This window comes from Shewanella sp. QJM3NY_23 (assembly GCF_056173105.1).
The window spans coordinates 675,409-691,587 of sequence record NZ_CM149657.1 but is presented as its reverse complement, the minus strand read 5'-3'; the positions used below and the strand labels follow the sequence as shown (position 1 = coordinate 691,587).

Annotated in this window: 13 protein-coding genes; 6 read left to right on the top strand and 7 right to left on the bottom strand. The window is 47.4% G+C overall.

Annotated features, from left to right (window positions below):
* The first annotated feature begins 184 nt into the window (after positions 1 to 184).
* Positions 185 to 1,534: a group II intron reverse transcriptase/maturase gene (gene ltrA / locus AC0VXX_RS03235; RefSeq protein WP_475515886.1), complete on the top strand. Its 1,350-nt coding sequence runs from the start codon at positions 185 to 187 to the stop codon at positions 1,532 to 1,534.
* A gap of 81 nt (positions 1,535 to 1,615) precedes the next feature.
* On the opposite strand, the gene AC0VXX_RS03230 is transcribed toward ltrA, so the two are convergent.
* Positions 1,616 to 2,101 (bottom strand): hypothetical protein, encoded by a 486-nt coding sequence (locus AC0VXX_RS03230; protein ID WP_475515885.1) that lies wholly within the window; start codon positions 2,099 to 2,101, stop codon positions 1,616 to 1,618.
* A 677-nt stretch (positions 2,102 to 2,778) separates the two neighbouring features.
* On the opposite strand from AC0VXX_RS03230, the gene AC0VXX_RS03225 reads away from it, so the two are divergent.
* On the top strand, positions 2,779 to 3,738 hold the full coding sequence (locus tag AC0VXX_RS03225) for an integron integrase (protein WP_475514785.1): 960 nt from the start codon (positions 2,779 to 2,781) through the stop codon (positions 3,736 to 3,738).
* Positions 3,739 to 4,960: 1,222 nt separating this feature from the next.
* Here AC0VXX_RS03225 and AC0VXX_RS03220 read toward each other — a convergent pair.
* Complete coding sequence (locus AC0VXX_RS03220) at positions 4,961 to 5,140, bottom strand: hypothetical protein (RefSeq protein ID WP_475515884.1); 180 nt, start codon at positions 5,138 to 5,140, stop codon at positions 4,961 to 4,963.
* A gap of 453 nt (positions 5,141 to 5,593) precedes the next feature.
* Between AC0VXX_RS03220 and AC0VXX_RS03215 the strand changes: the two genes are divergently transcribed.
* Positions 5,594 to 6,442: an SseB family protein gene (locus AC0VXX_RS03215; RefSeq protein ID WP_475515883.1), complete on the top strand. Its 849-nt coding sequence runs from the start codon at positions 5,594 to 5,596 to the stop codon at positions 6,440 to 6,442.
* Positions 6,443 to 6,840: 398 nt separating this feature from the next.
* Here the strand turns inward: AC0VXX_RS03215 and dbpA are convergent, their stop codons facing one another.
* Both dbpA and AC0VXX_RS03205 read right to left on the bottom strand, forming a co-directional pair.
* Entirely contained in the window at positions 6,841 to 8,244 is a 1,404-nt protein-coding gene (gene dbpA / locus AC0VXX_RS03210; RefSeq protein WP_475515882.1) for an ATP-dependent RNA helicase DbpA, read from the bottom strand.
* 303 nt (positions 8,245 to 8,547) lie between these two features.
* Positions 8,548 to 9,984, bottom strand: a complete 1,437-nt coding sequence (locus tag AC0VXX_RS03205) for an MFS transporter (RefSeq protein ID WP_475515881.1) — start codon at positions 9,982 to 9,984, stop codon at positions 8,548 to 8,550.
* A gap of 539 nt (positions 9,985 to 10,523) precedes the next feature.
* Here AC0VXX_RS03205 and AC0VXX_RS03200 point away from each other — a divergent pair.
* Entirely contained in the window at positions 10,524 to 10,835 is a 312-nt protein-coding gene (locus AC0VXX_RS03200) for a hypothetical protein (protein ID WP_475515880.1), read from the top strand.
* Positions 10,836 to 10,897: 62 nt separating this feature from the next.
* Here the strand turns inward: AC0VXX_RS03200 and AC0VXX_RS03195 are convergent, their stop codons facing one another.
* Positions 10,898 to 11,098 (bottom strand): YheV family putative zinc ribbon protein, encoded by a 201-nt coding sequence (locus AC0VXX_RS03195; protein ID WP_475515879.1) that lies wholly within the window; start codon positions 11,096 to 11,098, stop codon positions 10,898 to 10,900.
* A gap of 175 nt (positions 11,099 to 11,273) precedes the next feature.
* On the opposite strand from AC0VXX_RS03195, the gene AC0VXX_RS03190 reads away from it, so the two are divergent.
* Both AC0VXX_RS03190 and AC0VXX_RS03185 read left to right on the top strand, forming a co-directional pair.
* Positions 11,274 to 13,187, top strand: a complete 1,914-nt coding sequence (locus tag AC0VXX_RS03190; protein ID WP_475515878.1) for an ABC transporter ATP-binding protein — start codon at positions 11,274 to 11,276, stop codon at positions 13,185 to 13,187.
* A 250-nt stretch (positions 13,188 to 13,437) separates the two neighbouring features.
* Positions 13,438 to 13,881 carry a TIGR02444 family protein gene (locus tag AC0VXX_RS03185; RefSeq protein ID WP_475515877.1) on the top strand — a complete coding sequence of 148 codons (444 nt, stop codon included), beginning with the start codon at positions 13,438 to 13,440 and terminating at the stop codon, positions 13,879 to 13,881.
* 22 nt (positions 13,882 to 13,903) lie between these two features.
* Here the strand turns inward: AC0VXX_RS03185 and AC0VXX_RS03180 are convergent, their stop codons facing one another.
* Positions 13,904 to 15,511 (bottom strand): GMC family oxidoreductase, encoded by a 1,608-nt coding sequence (locus tag AC0VXX_RS03180; RefSeq protein WP_475515876.1) that lies wholly within the window; start codon positions 15,509 to 15,511, stop codon positions 13,904 to 13,906.
* 107 nt (positions 15,512 to 15,618) lie between these two features.
* Positions 15,619 to 16,125: a TAT leader-containing periplasmic protein gene (locus AC0VXX_RS03175; RefSeq protein WP_475515875.1), complete on the bottom strand. Its 507-nt coding sequence runs from the start codon at positions 16,123 to 16,125 to the stop codon at positions 15,619 to 15,621.
* Positions 16,126 to 16,179 lie beyond the last annotated feature (54 nt).

Sequence of the window (16,179 nt, the reverse complement as noted above, 5' to 3'; positions counted from 1 at the left end):
GACTGAAAAGAGCGAACTAGATGGAAACCGATAGCGCATGACAGGGTAACTTGGCATGTGATTAAGCAGAAGTCAGCAGACGGCATAGTAGCCCAATGCCCATCGTAATGGATGGGATAGCATACCCGGCGGTAGCGTTGTGGGTACATGGTGAAGGCCTGAACATTTAGAAGAAGGAGGAGTCTTGTCAAACTTGTCGATACCCACTACGTCGCCAGACGATTACTATCAGCAGCGTATTGATATGCAACCGGCCTTCAACCGCGATCTATTCCAACAACTGCTCGAACCTGAAAATCTACACCGGGCGTGGCGTCAAGTTAAAGCCAATAAAGGCGCAGCTGGCGTCGATGGCATGACCATCGAAGCCTTCCCGCTCTGGATGCAACAAGGCGGCTGGCAACAGTGTAAATCTCAATTAGAGCTAGGTGAATACCAACCCTCAGCGGTCAGGCGCGTAGAGATCGACAAACCCGATGGAGGTAAACGCAAATTGGGGATCCCTAACGTCATTGACCGTGTGATACAGCAAGGCATTGCTCAAATACTCACGCCACTGTTTGACCCATTCTTCTCGATCAACAGCTTTGGCTTTAGGCCGAACAGAAATGCCAAACAAGCGGTACTGCAAGTAAGGGATATCATCAAACTGAAACGCAAATTTGCCGTCGATGTTGATCTGTCCAAGTTCTTTGATCGAGTAAATCACGACCTGTTGATGACTCAATTGAGGATCAAGGTACAGGATAAGCGTCTGCTGGCGCTTATTGGTAAATACTTGCGTGCTGGCGTGATGATCAACGACCAATTTGAAGCAAGTTTTGAAGGCGTGCCTCAAGGCGGCCCACTCTCACCATTACTCTCTAACATTATGTTGGATAGTCTGGATAAAGAGCTGGAAAGTCGAGGGCATAAATTCGCTCGCTACGCAGACGATTTTATCATCTTGGTAAAATCTCAACGAGCGGGTGAACGGGTACTCAAGAGTATTACTCAATACCTTGCCACTAAGCTAAAACTGGCCGTTAATGAGCAGAAAAGCCAAGTGGTTAAGGTCGATCAAAGCAAGTTCCTTGGTTTTACCTTTAACCGCGGAAAGATCCAGTGGCATGCTAAAACATTACACATTTTCAAACAAAAGATGAGGCGACTAACGAACCGAAATTGGGGCGTGAGTATGAGTTATCAGCTGTTTAAAATGCGTCAATACATGCAAGGCTGGATCAATTACTTTGGCATAGCCAACGCTTACCAAGGGTGTATCGATTTAGACCATTGGATCCGTCGTCGAGTACGGATGTGCTACTGGCGTCAGTGGCGAAAACCACGGACTAAGGTGCAGAATTTACTTAAACGAGGCGTCAGGATCCAAGCAGCCGTTGCTTGTGGGATCACAAGTAAAGGCCCATGGCGGAGCTCGAAAACACCAGGAATACAGCAAGCGCTGAGTAATGAGTATCTTAAGAAAGCAGGATTGTATTCACTGAGAGATGGATGGATCGCGGTTCACTATCCGAACCAGAAAACAGGTTAGGCGTTCTAAATGAACCGCCCTGTGCGGAGCCGCATGCAGGGTGGTGTGGGGGCTGGAGGCTAGATACCTCCGGCTACCCGATTATGTTTCGGTTTCTGTTGATCTAAGAAGATTATGAAATGGTTCCCAGTTATTTTTAAATGGCTCCATTTTCTCTATGCTCCAATGCAATCTGAGCCACTTTATCTTACTGAGATCTCTTTTATCGTAATGGCTTCTGATTACTTCTGATGGAATGACATAGACATCAGGGGTGTTTGATAACTTTTCACCTCTAAGATCGACAAAGCAAAAGATGAAATTTTCAGTGGCATGCTGAACTGCATGCTTTCCAAGCGTGAACTCCAAATGGTGCCAATCTCTATTTTCACCTCTACCACGTTTTCTCTTGGCAGATTTACTCGTTTTTACTTGGACGCTAACCGTTTTACTTCCGTTAACATTTGATGCAAGAAGATCAATTGTGGGGGAGCCTTCTCTGACCAATGCACAGATATAATCAAATGCAGATAGAGCATAAGCAACATAATGCTCTCCAGCCCCTCCTGTTAACTTGCTATTTGCCATGAACCTACCTTAGAAACATAACGATCTAGTTCACGAGCCGAAGGTCTCGTGTAACGGCTTGTTCTTTACTTTCGGAGAGAGGAGGTTATCGCTACTCAATCCGTGAGTTCATATTCCATGCCCTTGGGGCTGATGTGAGCCCCCTGCGGCGTGAGGGAAGCATCGCTGCTTTACTTGAAGACTCTTGCAGGTCTCTTTGAAAGCTTCGCTTTACGAGCCTTAGCAAGGGCCTTCAAGCTACCATAAATAAGGCGTTTCTTCCATCGCGTTTGGCTCTATCTATGCCTTCGGCTAGACTGAAATATCACTTCTTGTTTGCTAAAAATCGTCTACCGCAGGTCAAGAACAGCTTATTGATTAGCAGCAGGATAACCTCCTGCTTTCTTGTAAGTCTCTTCGTCAAAATATCACTTGTAAGTGTTTGTTGTAAATATATTTTTTAACAAAAAATACAGGTTAAATATGACAATTTAGCAGATAAAAAAGATGCATAGGTGTTTACGAGGTCTGCATAGCACTTTTATATATATTACAAACTATTGATAATAATGAGTTAATGTTTAAAAGTTAGTATTATCGATGCGCCAATCAAACGATTTATGCATCTTTTTCATAGTAATTATCTTAACTTGAACTATAACTGTATATACATACAGTACGCTAGTGAGGTAACGGTTATGGGGCAATTAACATTTTTGGAGGCTATACGGACAGAGATCAGGGTACGCCATTACAGCTATCAAACAGAAAAATCCTACCTCTATTGGAACCGCTATTTCATTCGACATTGCAATATTCGTCATGGAGCAGATATAACCCCCGCTTTGATTGAACAATTTCTCTGTTTTTTAGCAGTGGAGTGCGAAGTGTCGGCGAGCACCCAGAAACAGGCCCTATGTGCCATTTTATTTGCTTGTCGCCATGTGTTAAAAGTTGAGCCCAATGAGTTACAATTTCCCTATGCAAAAGCCCCTAAACGAATACCGCAGGTATTGTCTAACGAAGAAGCAAAACTGATCATCAGCAATTTGTCAGGCTACCACTATTTAATTGGTGCCATCCTATTTGGCTCAGGCCTAAGATTAAAGGAAGCCCTAAAACTTAGGGTAAAAGATATTGATCTAACCACTAAATCTATCTTTGTGTACCGAGGTAAAGGGCAAAAAGATCGAGTTTGTATGCTACCTAACGGATTGATTGATGCTCTAAAGTCACAAATAAAACAGGTAAAAAAGCTCCACGAGACGGATTTGTCAGATGGCTTTGGACTTGCTTCATTGCCCATCTCTCTCATCAGAAAATACCGCAGTAACGCCTCTAAGTTTCATTGGCAATATATCTTTCCTGCTAGCCGCCGTTGTATGCACCCAAGTGACAACTACGTGTGCAGACACCATATTCATCCAACGGCTTTTTCACGAGTATTAAGGCAAGCTACCACTAACAGTGGTATAGATAAGCGCGTTACCGCCCATACTTTCCGCCATTCATTTGCAACATCTTTATTACTCAAAGGGCATGATATTCGTACCATCCAAGAGTTATTGGGACACAGTGATGTCAAAACAACCGAGATATATACCCATGTGATTGGTGGCCATCATACTGGGGTCATAAGCCCTCTTGATAGTCTTTAAGGCATACTACAAGACAAGTTACTAGGGCCTTATCTTTTGCTTTCCGCATTAGTTAATATAAGGTAAACACAGAAACACAAAGTTCGAATGAGTAATTGTTCTAAATGATAAAGGGGCAAAACTGAGTTAGCTTTCTACTCGCCACTCACACCAAATGCAGCCAAATCGAAGAAACGTTCGATACCAAGTGTAAGCGCGGTTTTGGCCTTCGAAATCATGGATGATTTCGCAGAGCCCACACGGACGTGCTTGAACAACGTCCATGCCTAAAAGCCAGTTCGGCATCCATGCCTCTCGTTCGTAAGCACGAAGCTATGCTTCACTCACCGAGCCAAAAGAGCGCTTGCACATTCCCCGGCGGACAGGCGATTAATAACAGTGAAGGTTCGACCTTCAACACTTTCAATAAATGAAAATACAGCCAGCCGCTACTCAAACAAATGTCATCGTTCTTCATTCCAAGACCAGCACACTTTGGGGCAAAAGCTTCTTAGCCTTTAACTCACTAGTCGTATCAAATGAAGTCCAATCGAAGAGGCGTTAGGTAGAGGTGTAAGCGCGGTTTTGGCCTTCGAAATCATGGATGATTTCGCAGAGCCCACACGGACGTGCTTGAACAACGTCCATGCCTAAAAGCCAGTTCGGCATCCATGCCTCTCGTTCGTAAGCACGAAGCTATGCTTCACTCACCGAGCCAAAAGAGCGCTTGCACATAAGCTTGCTGCAAGCAATTAACTCACATTGAAGGTTCGACCTTCAAACACACTTAACAAATAAGATGTAGCCGAACGCTACTATAGCTAATCCCAAAAATGCCAAGCCTTCATTCCAAGACCAGCACACTTTGGAGCAAAAGCTTCTTAGCCTTTAACTCACTGGTCGTATCAAATGAAGTACAATCGAAGAAGCGTTAGAGATAGGTGTAAGCGCGGTTTTGGCCCTTGGCGGCATGGCCAAAAATGTTCCTTACATTTTTTGGCATTCCCTCCATCCATGGAGGTCAGATGCCGCCGTGGAGCGTATAGGGATATATTCACAGCGAGCCAAAAGAGCGCTTGCACATAAAGCCTGCGGCAGGCTATTAATTGCCATTAAGGTGCGTTTTCATAGCACATCAATAAATGAAAATTCAGCATAACGCTGCTCAAGTAAACTTAAAAAAATGCCAAGCCTTCATTTCAAGACCAGCACACTTTGGGGCAAAACTAAGTTAGCTTTTGAACTAGCGGCTCACACCAAATGCAGCCAAATCGAAGAAACGTTCGATACCAAGTGTAAACGCGGCTGCGGCCTTTGCCAGCAGGGATGCTGGCGCAGAGCCCACAGGGATGTGCTTAAACAACGTCCATGTATAAAAGCCAGCTCGACAAAATATATCCATATACAAAAACCAGTTCGACATCCCAGTCTCTCGTTCACGAGTATATGGCTGTCGCCAAGCTCACCCAGCCTCTCGTTCGTGAGCACGAAGCTAGGCTTCACTCACCTAGCCAAAAGTGCGCTTGCACATTTCCCGATTAATCACAGCAAAGGTGCGACCATCAAGCACTCTATTCAATACCAATTAGACTGATGCTAAAAACCCAAATGCCATCAACCTTCATTCGCAGGCCAACTCACTTAGGTATAACTGGGCCATTAGACACTAATATTTTAAACCGTTAATTTTTAAACATTTAGCATTTAACATTTAGGTGTTATGCAAAGACATTTTTTACCAAATATGAGCTATATCGCTAGATTTATAGCGGCGCCTTCATTTATGATTTCGCATCTCATCAGACCCTCTGGGCAGGCCTAATTTAGATGCGCATAAAGACAAGGACTGTGGCAGTTAGTTTAAAAGGAATTATGTATGCAACATCAACTCAATCCGAGCAATTCACTAGAGCTGAGCTTCCAACAAGCATTAACCGATAACACCCATGCCGAAGCATTTTACCAACAGCTGGTCCAAGCTAAGCTGTTTTTATTAAGCGACTCAAGCGACGATGACACCATCGAAAACGGCAAACCTGCAGCAGATGGCACTATGTCAATCAACATCATGCAGTGGTATGTCCCCCTTGAAGATGGCAGCGCTCATCCTTTCGCTCCTGTGTTTACATCTCAAGCCGCGGTCGATCAGGCCGTACAGCTAATGAAAAATGAAGGTACTGAGTATCATGGGGTTATGGAACTTGAAGCCGCAACGATTTTTAATCTATTGCTGCAGTCAGGTGTGGACATGGTACTCAACCCTAATACCAGCCTGTCTAAAACCTTAGATGAAGATGAAGTAAGATATATGCTTCTGCCTGAGGTGACGCTTATCAGACATAATGGTCGTCTCTCTATCGTAGCCAAAATATTGCATGACGATCTGCCGTTATATACGCCATTGAAAAAGGTGTTATCTCAGTACGCTAACGTTAAACACGCCTACCTTATTGAGTCTTGTCAGTTGGATTTAACAAAAAGTAGTTCAGATCATGCCTTCATCTTAGGAGTGCAATTTGCTGATGATAACAACCGCGATGATTTCAATCGTATCCGCTCTGATATCAACACGCTGCAACGAAAAATAGATCTGAATGGTTTAGAGATTAAAACACACCATATTAAATCAGATACTAAAGATGCCATCAGCAACTATTGTCTTGAGCAGATAACGCCTTTTTACAGCGGATCATTGCTTAGCAAAATAAAAGGCTGGTTTAGCTAAGCCTTGCCGTTTGCCCTATTATCTTTGCCACTCTGCACTGCGCTCTGAATAGGTATTATCACAACCACAGTCATATAAACCTTATCGTGATGACAAAGATAATAGGGATGGATTTAAAACAACAGAGGCAAGTGTCTGAGTTCAGACCACATGACTACACATTAACTGCTGACGCCGAGCCAACATGCTTAGAGTCGTTGACCGCCGAGATAAAACCCCCACGAGACGTGTGTTGCCATAATCACGGCTAAACGAGCGTACGCTAACCGTTATGCCGCAAACTTCAAACGCGTGCTCTTGTCAAAATGCAAAAAAAGGTGTGGATATTCAACACCCGCGATGCAACATCCGCAGGCTATAGCGTGATAGCTAATTATGCCAAATCGCCAGCTAAAGAGTTAGCGCAGTTCCCATGCGCGATAGCTCTTACCTTTAAGCTTACCCTTGGTGATCTTGTTAAGGGCTTTATTGAGCACTTTGCGATCGACAGCAACGTATGAGCGAAACTCGGTGATCTTAATCTTGCCCACTTCTGAGCCTTCGATGCCGTTGTCACCTGTGAGGCAACCTAAAATGTCGCCTGGACGAATTTTGTTTTTCTTACCGCCATCAATTTGAATGGTGACCATGCGTGGCTGGGGTGGGTAAGTGTCGAGTAGGCTTTCGCTTGGCAAGGCTTCGCCCACGATGTCACGGCCAATTTCATCTTCAAGTAGTGCAATTTTGTAACCGTCTTCATGGTCAAAGAAGGTATGCGCCGCCCCTTTGCTGCCCGCGCGGCCAGTACGGCCAATACGGTGAATGTGCACTTCGGTGTCGTAAGCTACATGGTAGTTAACCACCATATCGAGCGCATCGATATCGAGCCCACGTGCGGCCACGTCGGTAGCCACCATCACGCTAGCACTCTTGTTGGCAAATCGCAGTAACATCTGGTCGCGATCGCGCTGCTCTAAGTCGCCGTGCAGCGCCACAACGCTAAAGCCATCGTTAGCCAATTTCGCGGCCACATCTTTGGTTTCGCGTTTGGTATTACAAAACACCACGGCACTTTCTGGCTTGTGATGCAGTAGCAGCAGGCGCAGGGCTTTCATGCGATCGTTATTGTTACCGCACTCATAAAAATGCTGGTCAATGGTGTCACCGTCGTGCTTGCCTTCAACCTTGATCATCACAGGGTTGACCAAAAACTGCTCGCTAATGGTTTGAATTTGCTCTGGGAAAGTGGCGCTAAACAGCAAGGTTTGACGCTCACGCGGCACGGCGAGCATGATGGCGTCGAGCTCTTTTTGAAACCCCATTTCTAACATGCGATCGGCTTCATCAAGCACTAACATGTTGACGTTTTCAAGATCTAAACGACCGCGATCGAGATGATCGATAATACGACCCGGCGTACCCACAATAATATGGGCACCATGTTCAAGCGAGCCAATTTGTGGCCCCATAGGCACGCCGCCACACAAGGTTAAAATTTTAATATTATGGATGCCACGGGCCAGCGTACGCAGATCGGCCGCAACTTGGTCGGCCAGTTCGCGGGTGGGGCACATCACTAAAGCTTGAATGCGAAAACGTTTCACATCCAATTTATTGAGTAATCCTAAGCCAAAGGCGGCCGTTTTACCTGAGCCAGTTTTGCCTTGGCCAATCACATCTTCGCCGTTTAAGATGGCTGGCAAACTTTTGGCTTGAATGGGGGTCATAGACTCAAAACCTATGGTGGTTAGGGTCTCGAGCAGTTCAGGTTTTAACGCCAGGCTGTTAAAAGCAGTTGCGGTGTTGTTGTCGGCTTGACTCACGGTATTTTCCTAGTCGGACAGCTGGGCTTGGCCGAGTATTAATCGCGCGTGCACAGCTAATCGAATTTAAAGCATGTCGATAGGCAAACCCAACACCCTCATATTACCGAATGCGTTAAGCCCTGCCCTGTATTGGCGGCGATTATAGCAATGTTTTAATCAAAGTGCGTTAGGCAAGTGTGGTTAAAAGGGTTAATCACTAAAAAGCCCCGACGCCGCGTGAGCATTTACCTACGCGGCGAAGGGGCTTGAGATAACAGCTGTTAAGATAGCGGTAAAAATAGCAGTTAAAAGAGTCGCGAGTTAAGCGGTGGCCAGCTCGGCCTCAGCTGTCACTTTGGCGTCCATGCGTTTAATCACAGCGCCATAGATAATTAATGAGACTGCTGACACACTGGCGATACCGGCAAACACGTACCAGATATAGTGGGCATGGGATGATGCTTCAACCCAGGCAGCATGGTCACTAAAGGTGCGCGGATCAGGGCAGTAAGCCTCGAGTAAATATCCTGACAAACCAAAGCCCAGCAATGAGCTAATAAACGAATGCAGATGCGAGAAGCCTAAGTACAAGCCCTCTTCGCCCTTAGGTGCTTGCAGTGAAAAGTACTCCAAGAAACGCGGCGAAATAAAGCACTCCGCTAAGCCTTGGAACACAATGCCGATGATCATCATCGCCGCAATAGGATGCATGCCTAAAATGGTGTCAGTCCCGGCAAACATATTGCCCGAGGCCATTAATAGTGCCGAAACAGGCATGATAAACATGCCTATGGTCATCGAAGAAAGTGCGCTGCGTTTTGCCATTAGCGTGGTCACTAGGCTCACACACAGAAACACCACCAGCGGATTAACGTTAGCGTACCAAGAAGGGGAAGAGCCTTCCCCCGCCATGCGCAGCACATATTTTGGCATGGTGGCATACAGCTGATGTTGCACCATCCAAAAACCAGAAATGATCACAGTTAGTGACACTAGGCGGCCATTACCAAGAACCTTAGTGAGCGCCTGCCAAATTTGCCCCAGGCTCTTACCCGAGCGATTGTTATCTGTGCTCTTAAAGAACAGCAAAATACTAATAAACGCCAGTAGCGTCATGCTAGCGGCAAAATAGTTGAGGTTAATTAATCCCAGATCGCCCATCGACTCGCGCAGCGGTTTAACTACAGTTTTACCGGAAAAGGCGCCGATATTAACCATCATATAAAAGATAGAAAAGCCCTTAGCGCGGGTTTCTGTGGTGGTCGATAGCGCAACCGTGCCGGTGATCACCGCCTTGATAAAGGAGCCACCAATCATGATGACGATTAAGATAGGGATAATCGCCCAGCGAATATCGGCTTCTCTCAAGCCATGGTAGACAGTGTCTTTACCGTATTCCACCAGCCCTTGGTTTTCTATTAGCATGGGGAAAATCGCTAATGAGGCATAGCCTATGGTCAATAGACCAAACGCCAGCAACAAGGCGCCCCTAAAGCCTATCTTATCGGCTAAGGCACCGCTGAAGGTGGGTAAAAAGTAGAGACCCGCCGAGAAGGAGCCAGCCAACCACGCCGCTTCTACGTCACTAAAGCCCAAGATACGAGACAAATACAAGGTGATGACGATAAACACGCCATAATAGGCGGCGCGTTCGAGCAGTTCGACGCCATTGGCGACCCAAAACATACGCGGAAAAGCCGTCTTAGTGTGAGTCGACGCAGCCGACTCGGTGGCTTTGGATGTAACGTTATTATTCATTTGATGTGATCCAAAAATAAAAAAACACAACAAATTACCCCGCCGCGTACAACAAGGCAACACTTGCAACCTAAATGACCCCGCCATTTTATCAAGGTTGCGATACACACCACAGGCTCACCCTTCGCTTATGGGTTAAACCACTTGGCTCAGTGGACTGCTAGTGAGTCACTATGGTTAATGAGCAGTGATTAATGAGCAGTGGCTAATGAGTAATAGCTAAAAAGCTGTGGCTAATGAGCAGTGGCGGAGCGAAGTAACATTGGCTAAATGGCAATGGCTAATATGACTATGACGAAACAACAAGGGATAAAAGATAGGGCATGCGCTAGCGATAACAGTCACATCACCAAGACGCGCAGCTTGAGGCCAAGTCAATTAAGGTTAAGTCAATTGTGGCTAAGTTAATTGAGGCTAAGTTAATTAAGCCTAAGTCAATTAAGCCTAAGTTATCGGCAAACTTCCATTTAGCATCGCATCGCCGGTTATAAATCGGTATCCTAGGCGGCAAGATTTATCAGCCAGTAATTAACTACCCAATGACACAAGCCAATATCAGCAAAAGCCAACTTATCGAACAACTTGAACAATGGAAAAATCAGCAGATCTCAACTGAGCAGCTGCAAGACTGGATGGTGACTCACTATGATCCCGACGAAGTCACCATAGGCCAAGGTGAGTGCGAATGGACGGTCGAGGCGATGAACATAGTGATGAACGAATATGAAATCGCCAAGCTCGATAAGTGTCGCCAAGAGCAGGCGCAACTGGCTATCGATTTTATCAACAGCGATGAAGCACGCTTTAACCAGACGCGTCATCTGTTTTTATATGAAGGCTTTAAGGATTAAGCGGCAGATGTCAGTGCTAGGTGCCAGCGCCTAGCACCTAGCTGTTTAAGGGCTTAAGTTATTTAAGGCTTAAATACCCCAATAACACCACCTGTCGCCTTAGCGGCAACCTCGGCTTCGGCTTGTTGCTCACGGTAATCACACTCGACGCACTCTACCGTTTCAACTCCTTGCTCTTTAAACAGCACGATACTGTCTACCGCTTTACACTTGGGGCACTTAGCGCCGGCGACAAAACGTTTCTTTACTCTGACTTTACTCACGTTGCGATTAACCTGTAGTCTGTAAATTAGCAATTCAATGGCGGCATTTTGCCATAAGCCAATCAAAAAGACTTCCATTAGTTAGAAATTGTTATTGCTAAACGGTGGCTAAAATAGGCGATTTTACGCTATTATCCTCAGCCAATTATCTCCATGCAGTATCAAGTCGACCTTAATGATCACCATTACTCAAGCACAACTTATTCGTGGTTCAAAAACCCTATTGGACGAAGCGTCACTGACCATCTATCCCGGCCATAAAGTCGGCTTAGTGGGCGCTAATGGCACGGGTAAGTCATCCTTGTTAGCGCTGATCCTCGGTCATTTAAGCTTAGATAAAGGCGAGTTTAGCCTTCCTAGTGGCTGGCAAATTGCCTCGGTGGCGCAGGAGACACCCGCGTTAGATGTCAGCGCATTAGAATATGTGATTGACGGCGATAAAGAATATCGACAATTAGAGCAAGCACTGCATCAAGCCCAGCAAGATAACGACGGTAATGCCATTGCCTTGCTGCACGGCAAACTCGATGCCATCGGCGGCTATACCATTCAATCGCGCGCCGCCAGTTTATTGGCTGGCCTTGGCTTTGCCGAAGCCGATCAGCAAAATCCGGTTAAAAGTTTCTCGGGTGGTTGGCGCATGCGACTCAACTTGGCCCAAGCGCTACTGTGTCGCTCGGATCTGTTGCTGCTCGATGAGCCCACCAACCACTTAGACTTAGACACCATGTATTGGCTTGAGGGGTGGATTAAGTCCTACCAAGGCACCTTGATTCTGATCAGTCACGACAGGGACTTTATCGACGCCATTGTTGATGAAATTGTCCATGTCGAACACCACAAACTCAACTATTACAAAGGCAATTACAGCGCCTTTGAACGCATTCGCGCCGAGCGGATGGCGCAGCAACAGGTGGCGTATGAGCGCCAACAAAAAGAGCGATCGCACATGCAGTCGTTTGTTGACCGTTTTCGCTATAAGGCCAGTAAGGCTAAGCAGGCCCAGAGCCGCTTAAAGGCGCTCGAACGCATGGCTGAACTACTGCCATCTAAAGCCGACAGCCCATTTTATATGGAGTTTAAAGCCCCCGACGCCCTGCCCAATCCTTTGGTGAAAATGGAGCAAGTCTCTGTAGGTTACGGCGATAAGGTGATTTTAAACCATGTTCACCTTAACTTGGTGCCAGGTGCGCGTATCGGCCTGCTCGGACGTAACGGCGCGGGTAAATCCACTCTGATTAAGTTATTGTCGGGGCAACTGCAACCGCTAAGCGGCATCTATGAAACCAACCCAGGACTTAACATAGGTTACTTTGCCCAGCATCAACTGGAGTTTTTACGCTTAGATGACTCACCGCTGCAACATTTAATGCGCCTTGCCCCCAACCATCGCGAGCAGGAGCTGCGTGATTTTCTGGGCGGATACGGCTTTAACGGTGACATGGCATTATCGCCAGTGCGGCCTTTTTCGGGTGGCGAAAAAGCCCGCTTGGTGTTAGCGCTCTTGGTATGGCAACGCCCTAACCTGCTGCTACTCGATGAGCCCACCAACCACTTAGATCTTGAGATGCGTCATGCGCTCACCATGGCACTGCAATCTTTCGAAGGGGCGATGATTATCGTCTCTCACGATAGGCACTTATTGCGCCTCAGTTGCAGCGACTACTACTTGGTGGATCAAGGTGAAGTGCGTAGCTTCGATGGCGATCTCGATGATTATCACCAATGGTTGCTCGATGCGGCCAAGAGCGATAATCACAACGAAGGCGTGAGCGAAGCTTCGCCTGCACAAGATAAAAAACTGCAAAAGCGCCTCGAAGCTGAGTTAAGACAAAAACTGTCGCCGCTGAAGAAAGTACAAACCAAGCTGGAAAAACAGCAGCAAGAGTGCAGCGAACGCCTAAGCGAATTAGAAAACATGCTGGCCGACACCAGCCTGTATGATGCCGATAACAAGGCCAAGCTGACGGCGGTATTGAGCGAGCGAACCGAGCTGACCCAAGCATTGGAAGAGAGCGAAATGGAGTGGCTGGAACTGCAAGAACAGATTGAAGCGATGGAACAAAGCGTGACCGCGCAAATCACCTAACTACAATCACTTAGCCATAGCCACTTAACTATAGTCATCTAAATACAGTCATCTAAATACAGTCATCCAACTCCCTTGAGGCGGTTTATTCGCCTCAAGGCAGATTGCATCTAAGGCTAATGTTAACGCTCAAGGCTAATATGAACGCTAAAGGCTTTCGCGCGCACAAATACATAGCCAAAACTTGGATAGTTCACGCTCGCTTATAACACCTGTTAATCGAAATCAAGTAGCACAAGGATCTGTCACCATGACGTGTTTAACCCAACTTCCTCCATCGCTTTGGCAAGACTGCGATTTACTCTATGCCCAGCAGCAGGCTGAGTACCTCAAGCTACAGGATGAACACGGGGTAAATGTTAACCTAGCGCTGTTGGCAACTTGGCTCGACAGCCATGACTACCTTATGCCTACTCAAAGCTGGCAACATCTCACCACACAGATAGCAAGCTTTGAGCTCAACTTGCTCCAGCCCTATCGTCGCCTGCGAAAACTCAGTAAAGGCCATCTCGCCCCCGATGAGTATCAGCAGATGTTGACGGTGGAACTGATGTTAGAGCGCAAGGTGCAAAAATTGATTTTGCACACCCCAAGCTTACTGCAATCCTCACCCCATGCCGATAACCTAGCCCGCTATTTGAGCCTGTTCGATATGGATATTGGCGAGCACTTGGCGCGCATATCCAACAGGTAACTTACCTCTGCGGCATTGACGCTCAGCCATTGGGCGTTGATATGCCAGAGGTTAACCGCTGCGCTAACGCGGTGGCATTTTTAGCCGTAATCGCATAAATCGACAGTTGAGGATTGGCCCCTAAACTGGTGGGAAAGATTGAACCATCCATCACCGACAAGTTATCGAAATAGTGCGATTGCCCCTGACTATTGACCATCGCCATTGCCGGGTCCTCACCCATTGGACAACCGCCCATGACATGCGCCGACGCGACGATGGTTTTCAGTGGTGCTAAGGGCATCTCGGCAATCGCTTGTTTCGCCTCGGCCCAGCTCGACAACAGCCCCATACCCTCACTCATGGGCAGCACTTGCTTTGCGCCCGCCGCAAATTGCAGCTCTGCCATGCTGGCAAAGGCACGCCGCGCCGCCCCCCAAAACGCCTCGTTAAGCGGATAATCGAGATTAAAGCCATTATCGGTTAGCTGCACTTGGCCTCCCTGACTGTCATTATGATAACCATCGCGCACCAGCGCTATGGTCACCTGCAGTTGATTAAACTCGGCCATTAACTGCGCATGACTCTGGCCATATCCTAAGGTTTTAGAAGCAATTAACACCGGGTGGATCGGTGGTACCTCAAGCTTATAACCTAGCTCGCCAGAGGCGCCATTTTGCCACACAAATTGGTCAGAATAGATAGATTGCGGCGCGCCGCTGTGGCCATTAATCGCATCGTTAAACAGTGCGCCACTGAGTAATGTGGGATGTAAAAAGGTGCGTTTGCCGATGAGTTGATAAGGATCGGGCAGTTTTGAGCGCAGCATCAAGGTTGGGGTGTGTATGGCACCAGCGCTTAAAATATAATGCTTGGCCTTAAACAGTACTTCGACACCCGTCGGCGTGAGGGCGTCATTCAGCGCCTGCGCTTTTAAGGCAAACACTTGCTGCTTGTGGTGCTCAATTTTAGTCACTTTCACTCGACTGACTAACGTCGCCCCTTGGGATAGCGCCGCCGGAATGGTGGTCACTAACATCGACTGCTTGGCATTTACTGGGCAGCCCATGCCGCAATAACCTGTGTTCCAGCAGCCCGCCACGTTACGCTTGATCACTGTGTGCTGCCAGCCTAGGGCTTCACAGCCGCGCTTGAGCGCCAGGTTATTGTTATTAGGCTCAATAGCCCACTCACTGATATTGAGTCGCTGCTCCATCTGCTCAAACCAAGGCGCTAGAGTATCGCTTGTCAGGCCGCTCACCGATTTTTCAGCAGCCCAAAAGCGCAGGGCCTCGTCAGGGGTACGAATCGATGTGGTCCAGTTGATGGTGGTTGAGCCACCTACGGCGCGCCCCTGAAAAATGCCTATCGCCTTATCTTTGGTTTTCATCGAGGCCGCTTGTTGGTACAAGTTGGGATAGGCGCGGCGCTCTTCCATATTAAAACTCTCTGAGGACTTGAGCGGCCCCGCCTCGATGATGATCACCGATAAACCGGCTTGAGTAAGGATCTCCGCCGCTACACCGCCACCAGCACCGCTGCCTACAATCACGACATCGGCTTCTAACGTGGTGGGCGCGTCAAGATGACTGCCATCGATATGATGCCATCCGCTTGCTAGGCCTTCTACTATGGGGTCTGGTATCGCCAATGTCTGGCCTCCGTGCTAATGCTGTAACCCTTGTTTAAGGGTGGATTATGGTGGCTATCATTACGCAGCGAACGGTTATCGTTAGCCACATGAGTGAGCCCGGTGGTTTAGCCAAACAGAGCGGGCTTTTGGTAATGTAGCCGCGACCAATGCTCTGGGCAGGCGTAGTAACTGGCCATTATCAACTCCCTTAAACCTTGATATGCGGTGACCATCATATCTAAGTAACTGTTTCGCCAACTTTCTAACATGGCAATCAGTTGCGCTGGGCTACGCAGTAGCAGTGGCGTCATGCTCCCGGTGAGCAGCAACATGCCAAGCCGCGATTCCAGCAGATTCAGTAACTGCTCTAGCTCGGCTTGCGCATCTGTAGGGAGTAATGCCATGGTGTCGCTAATGGCATCTAAGGTACGATTTTGCGCGGCAATTCGCAGCGACTCGGTTTGCGGTAGTGCACCATCTAACACCACAGGTAGCAATAAACTGAATAACAGCCGGTGATGACGGTCGAGCGCCTTATTAACTTGCACATAAGGCGGACGATAAAGAGTGACACCTAAAGCCAACGCTCCAGTGCCGACGAGCGCGGTAGCCAAAAAAGTCCGCCTTTTCATATGCCATTCCTTATATTCAATCATCACCACCATGGCGTAATTTCAGCGTCGCTT

Bases quoted from the DNA above. Each gene is read 5' to 3' on its own strand.
- AC0VXX_RS03230 (WP_475515885.1), bottom strand. From the start codon at position 2,101: ATGGCAAATAGCAAGTTAACAGGAGGGGCTGGAGAGCATTATGTTGCT.
- AC0VXX_RS03225 (WP_475514785.1), top strand. From the start codon at position 2,779: ATGGGGCAATTAACATTTTTGGAGGCTATACGGACAGAGATCAGGGTA.
- AC0VXX_RS03220 (WP_475515884.1), bottom strand. From the start codon at position 5,140: ATGTCGAACTGGTTTTTGTATATGGATATATTTTGTCGAGCTGGCTTT.
- AC0VXX_RS03215 (WP_475515883.1), top strand. From the start codon at position 5,594: ATGCAACATCAACTCAATCCGAGCAATTCACTAGAGCTGAGCTTCCAA.
- AC0VXX_RS03205 (WP_475515881.1), bottom strand. From the start codon at position 9,984: ATGAATAATAACGTTACATCCAAAGCCACCGAGTCGGCTGCGTCGACT.
- AC0VXX_RS03200 (WP_475515880.1), top strand. From the start codon at position 10,524: ATGACACAAGCCAATATCAGCAAAAGCCAACTTATCGAACAACTTGAA.
- AC0VXX_RS03190 (WP_475515878.1), top strand. From the start codon at position 11,274: ATGATCACCATTACTCAAGCACAACTTATTCGTGGTTCAAAAACCCTA.
- AC0VXX_RS03185 (WP_475515877.1), top strand. From the start codon at position 13,438: ATGACGTGTTTAACCCAACTTCCTCCATCGCTTTGGCAAGACTGCGAT.
- AC0VXX_RS03175 (WP_475515875.1), bottom strand. From the start codon at position 16,125: ATGAAAAGGCGGACTTTTTTGGCTACCGCGCTCGTCGGCACTGGAGCG.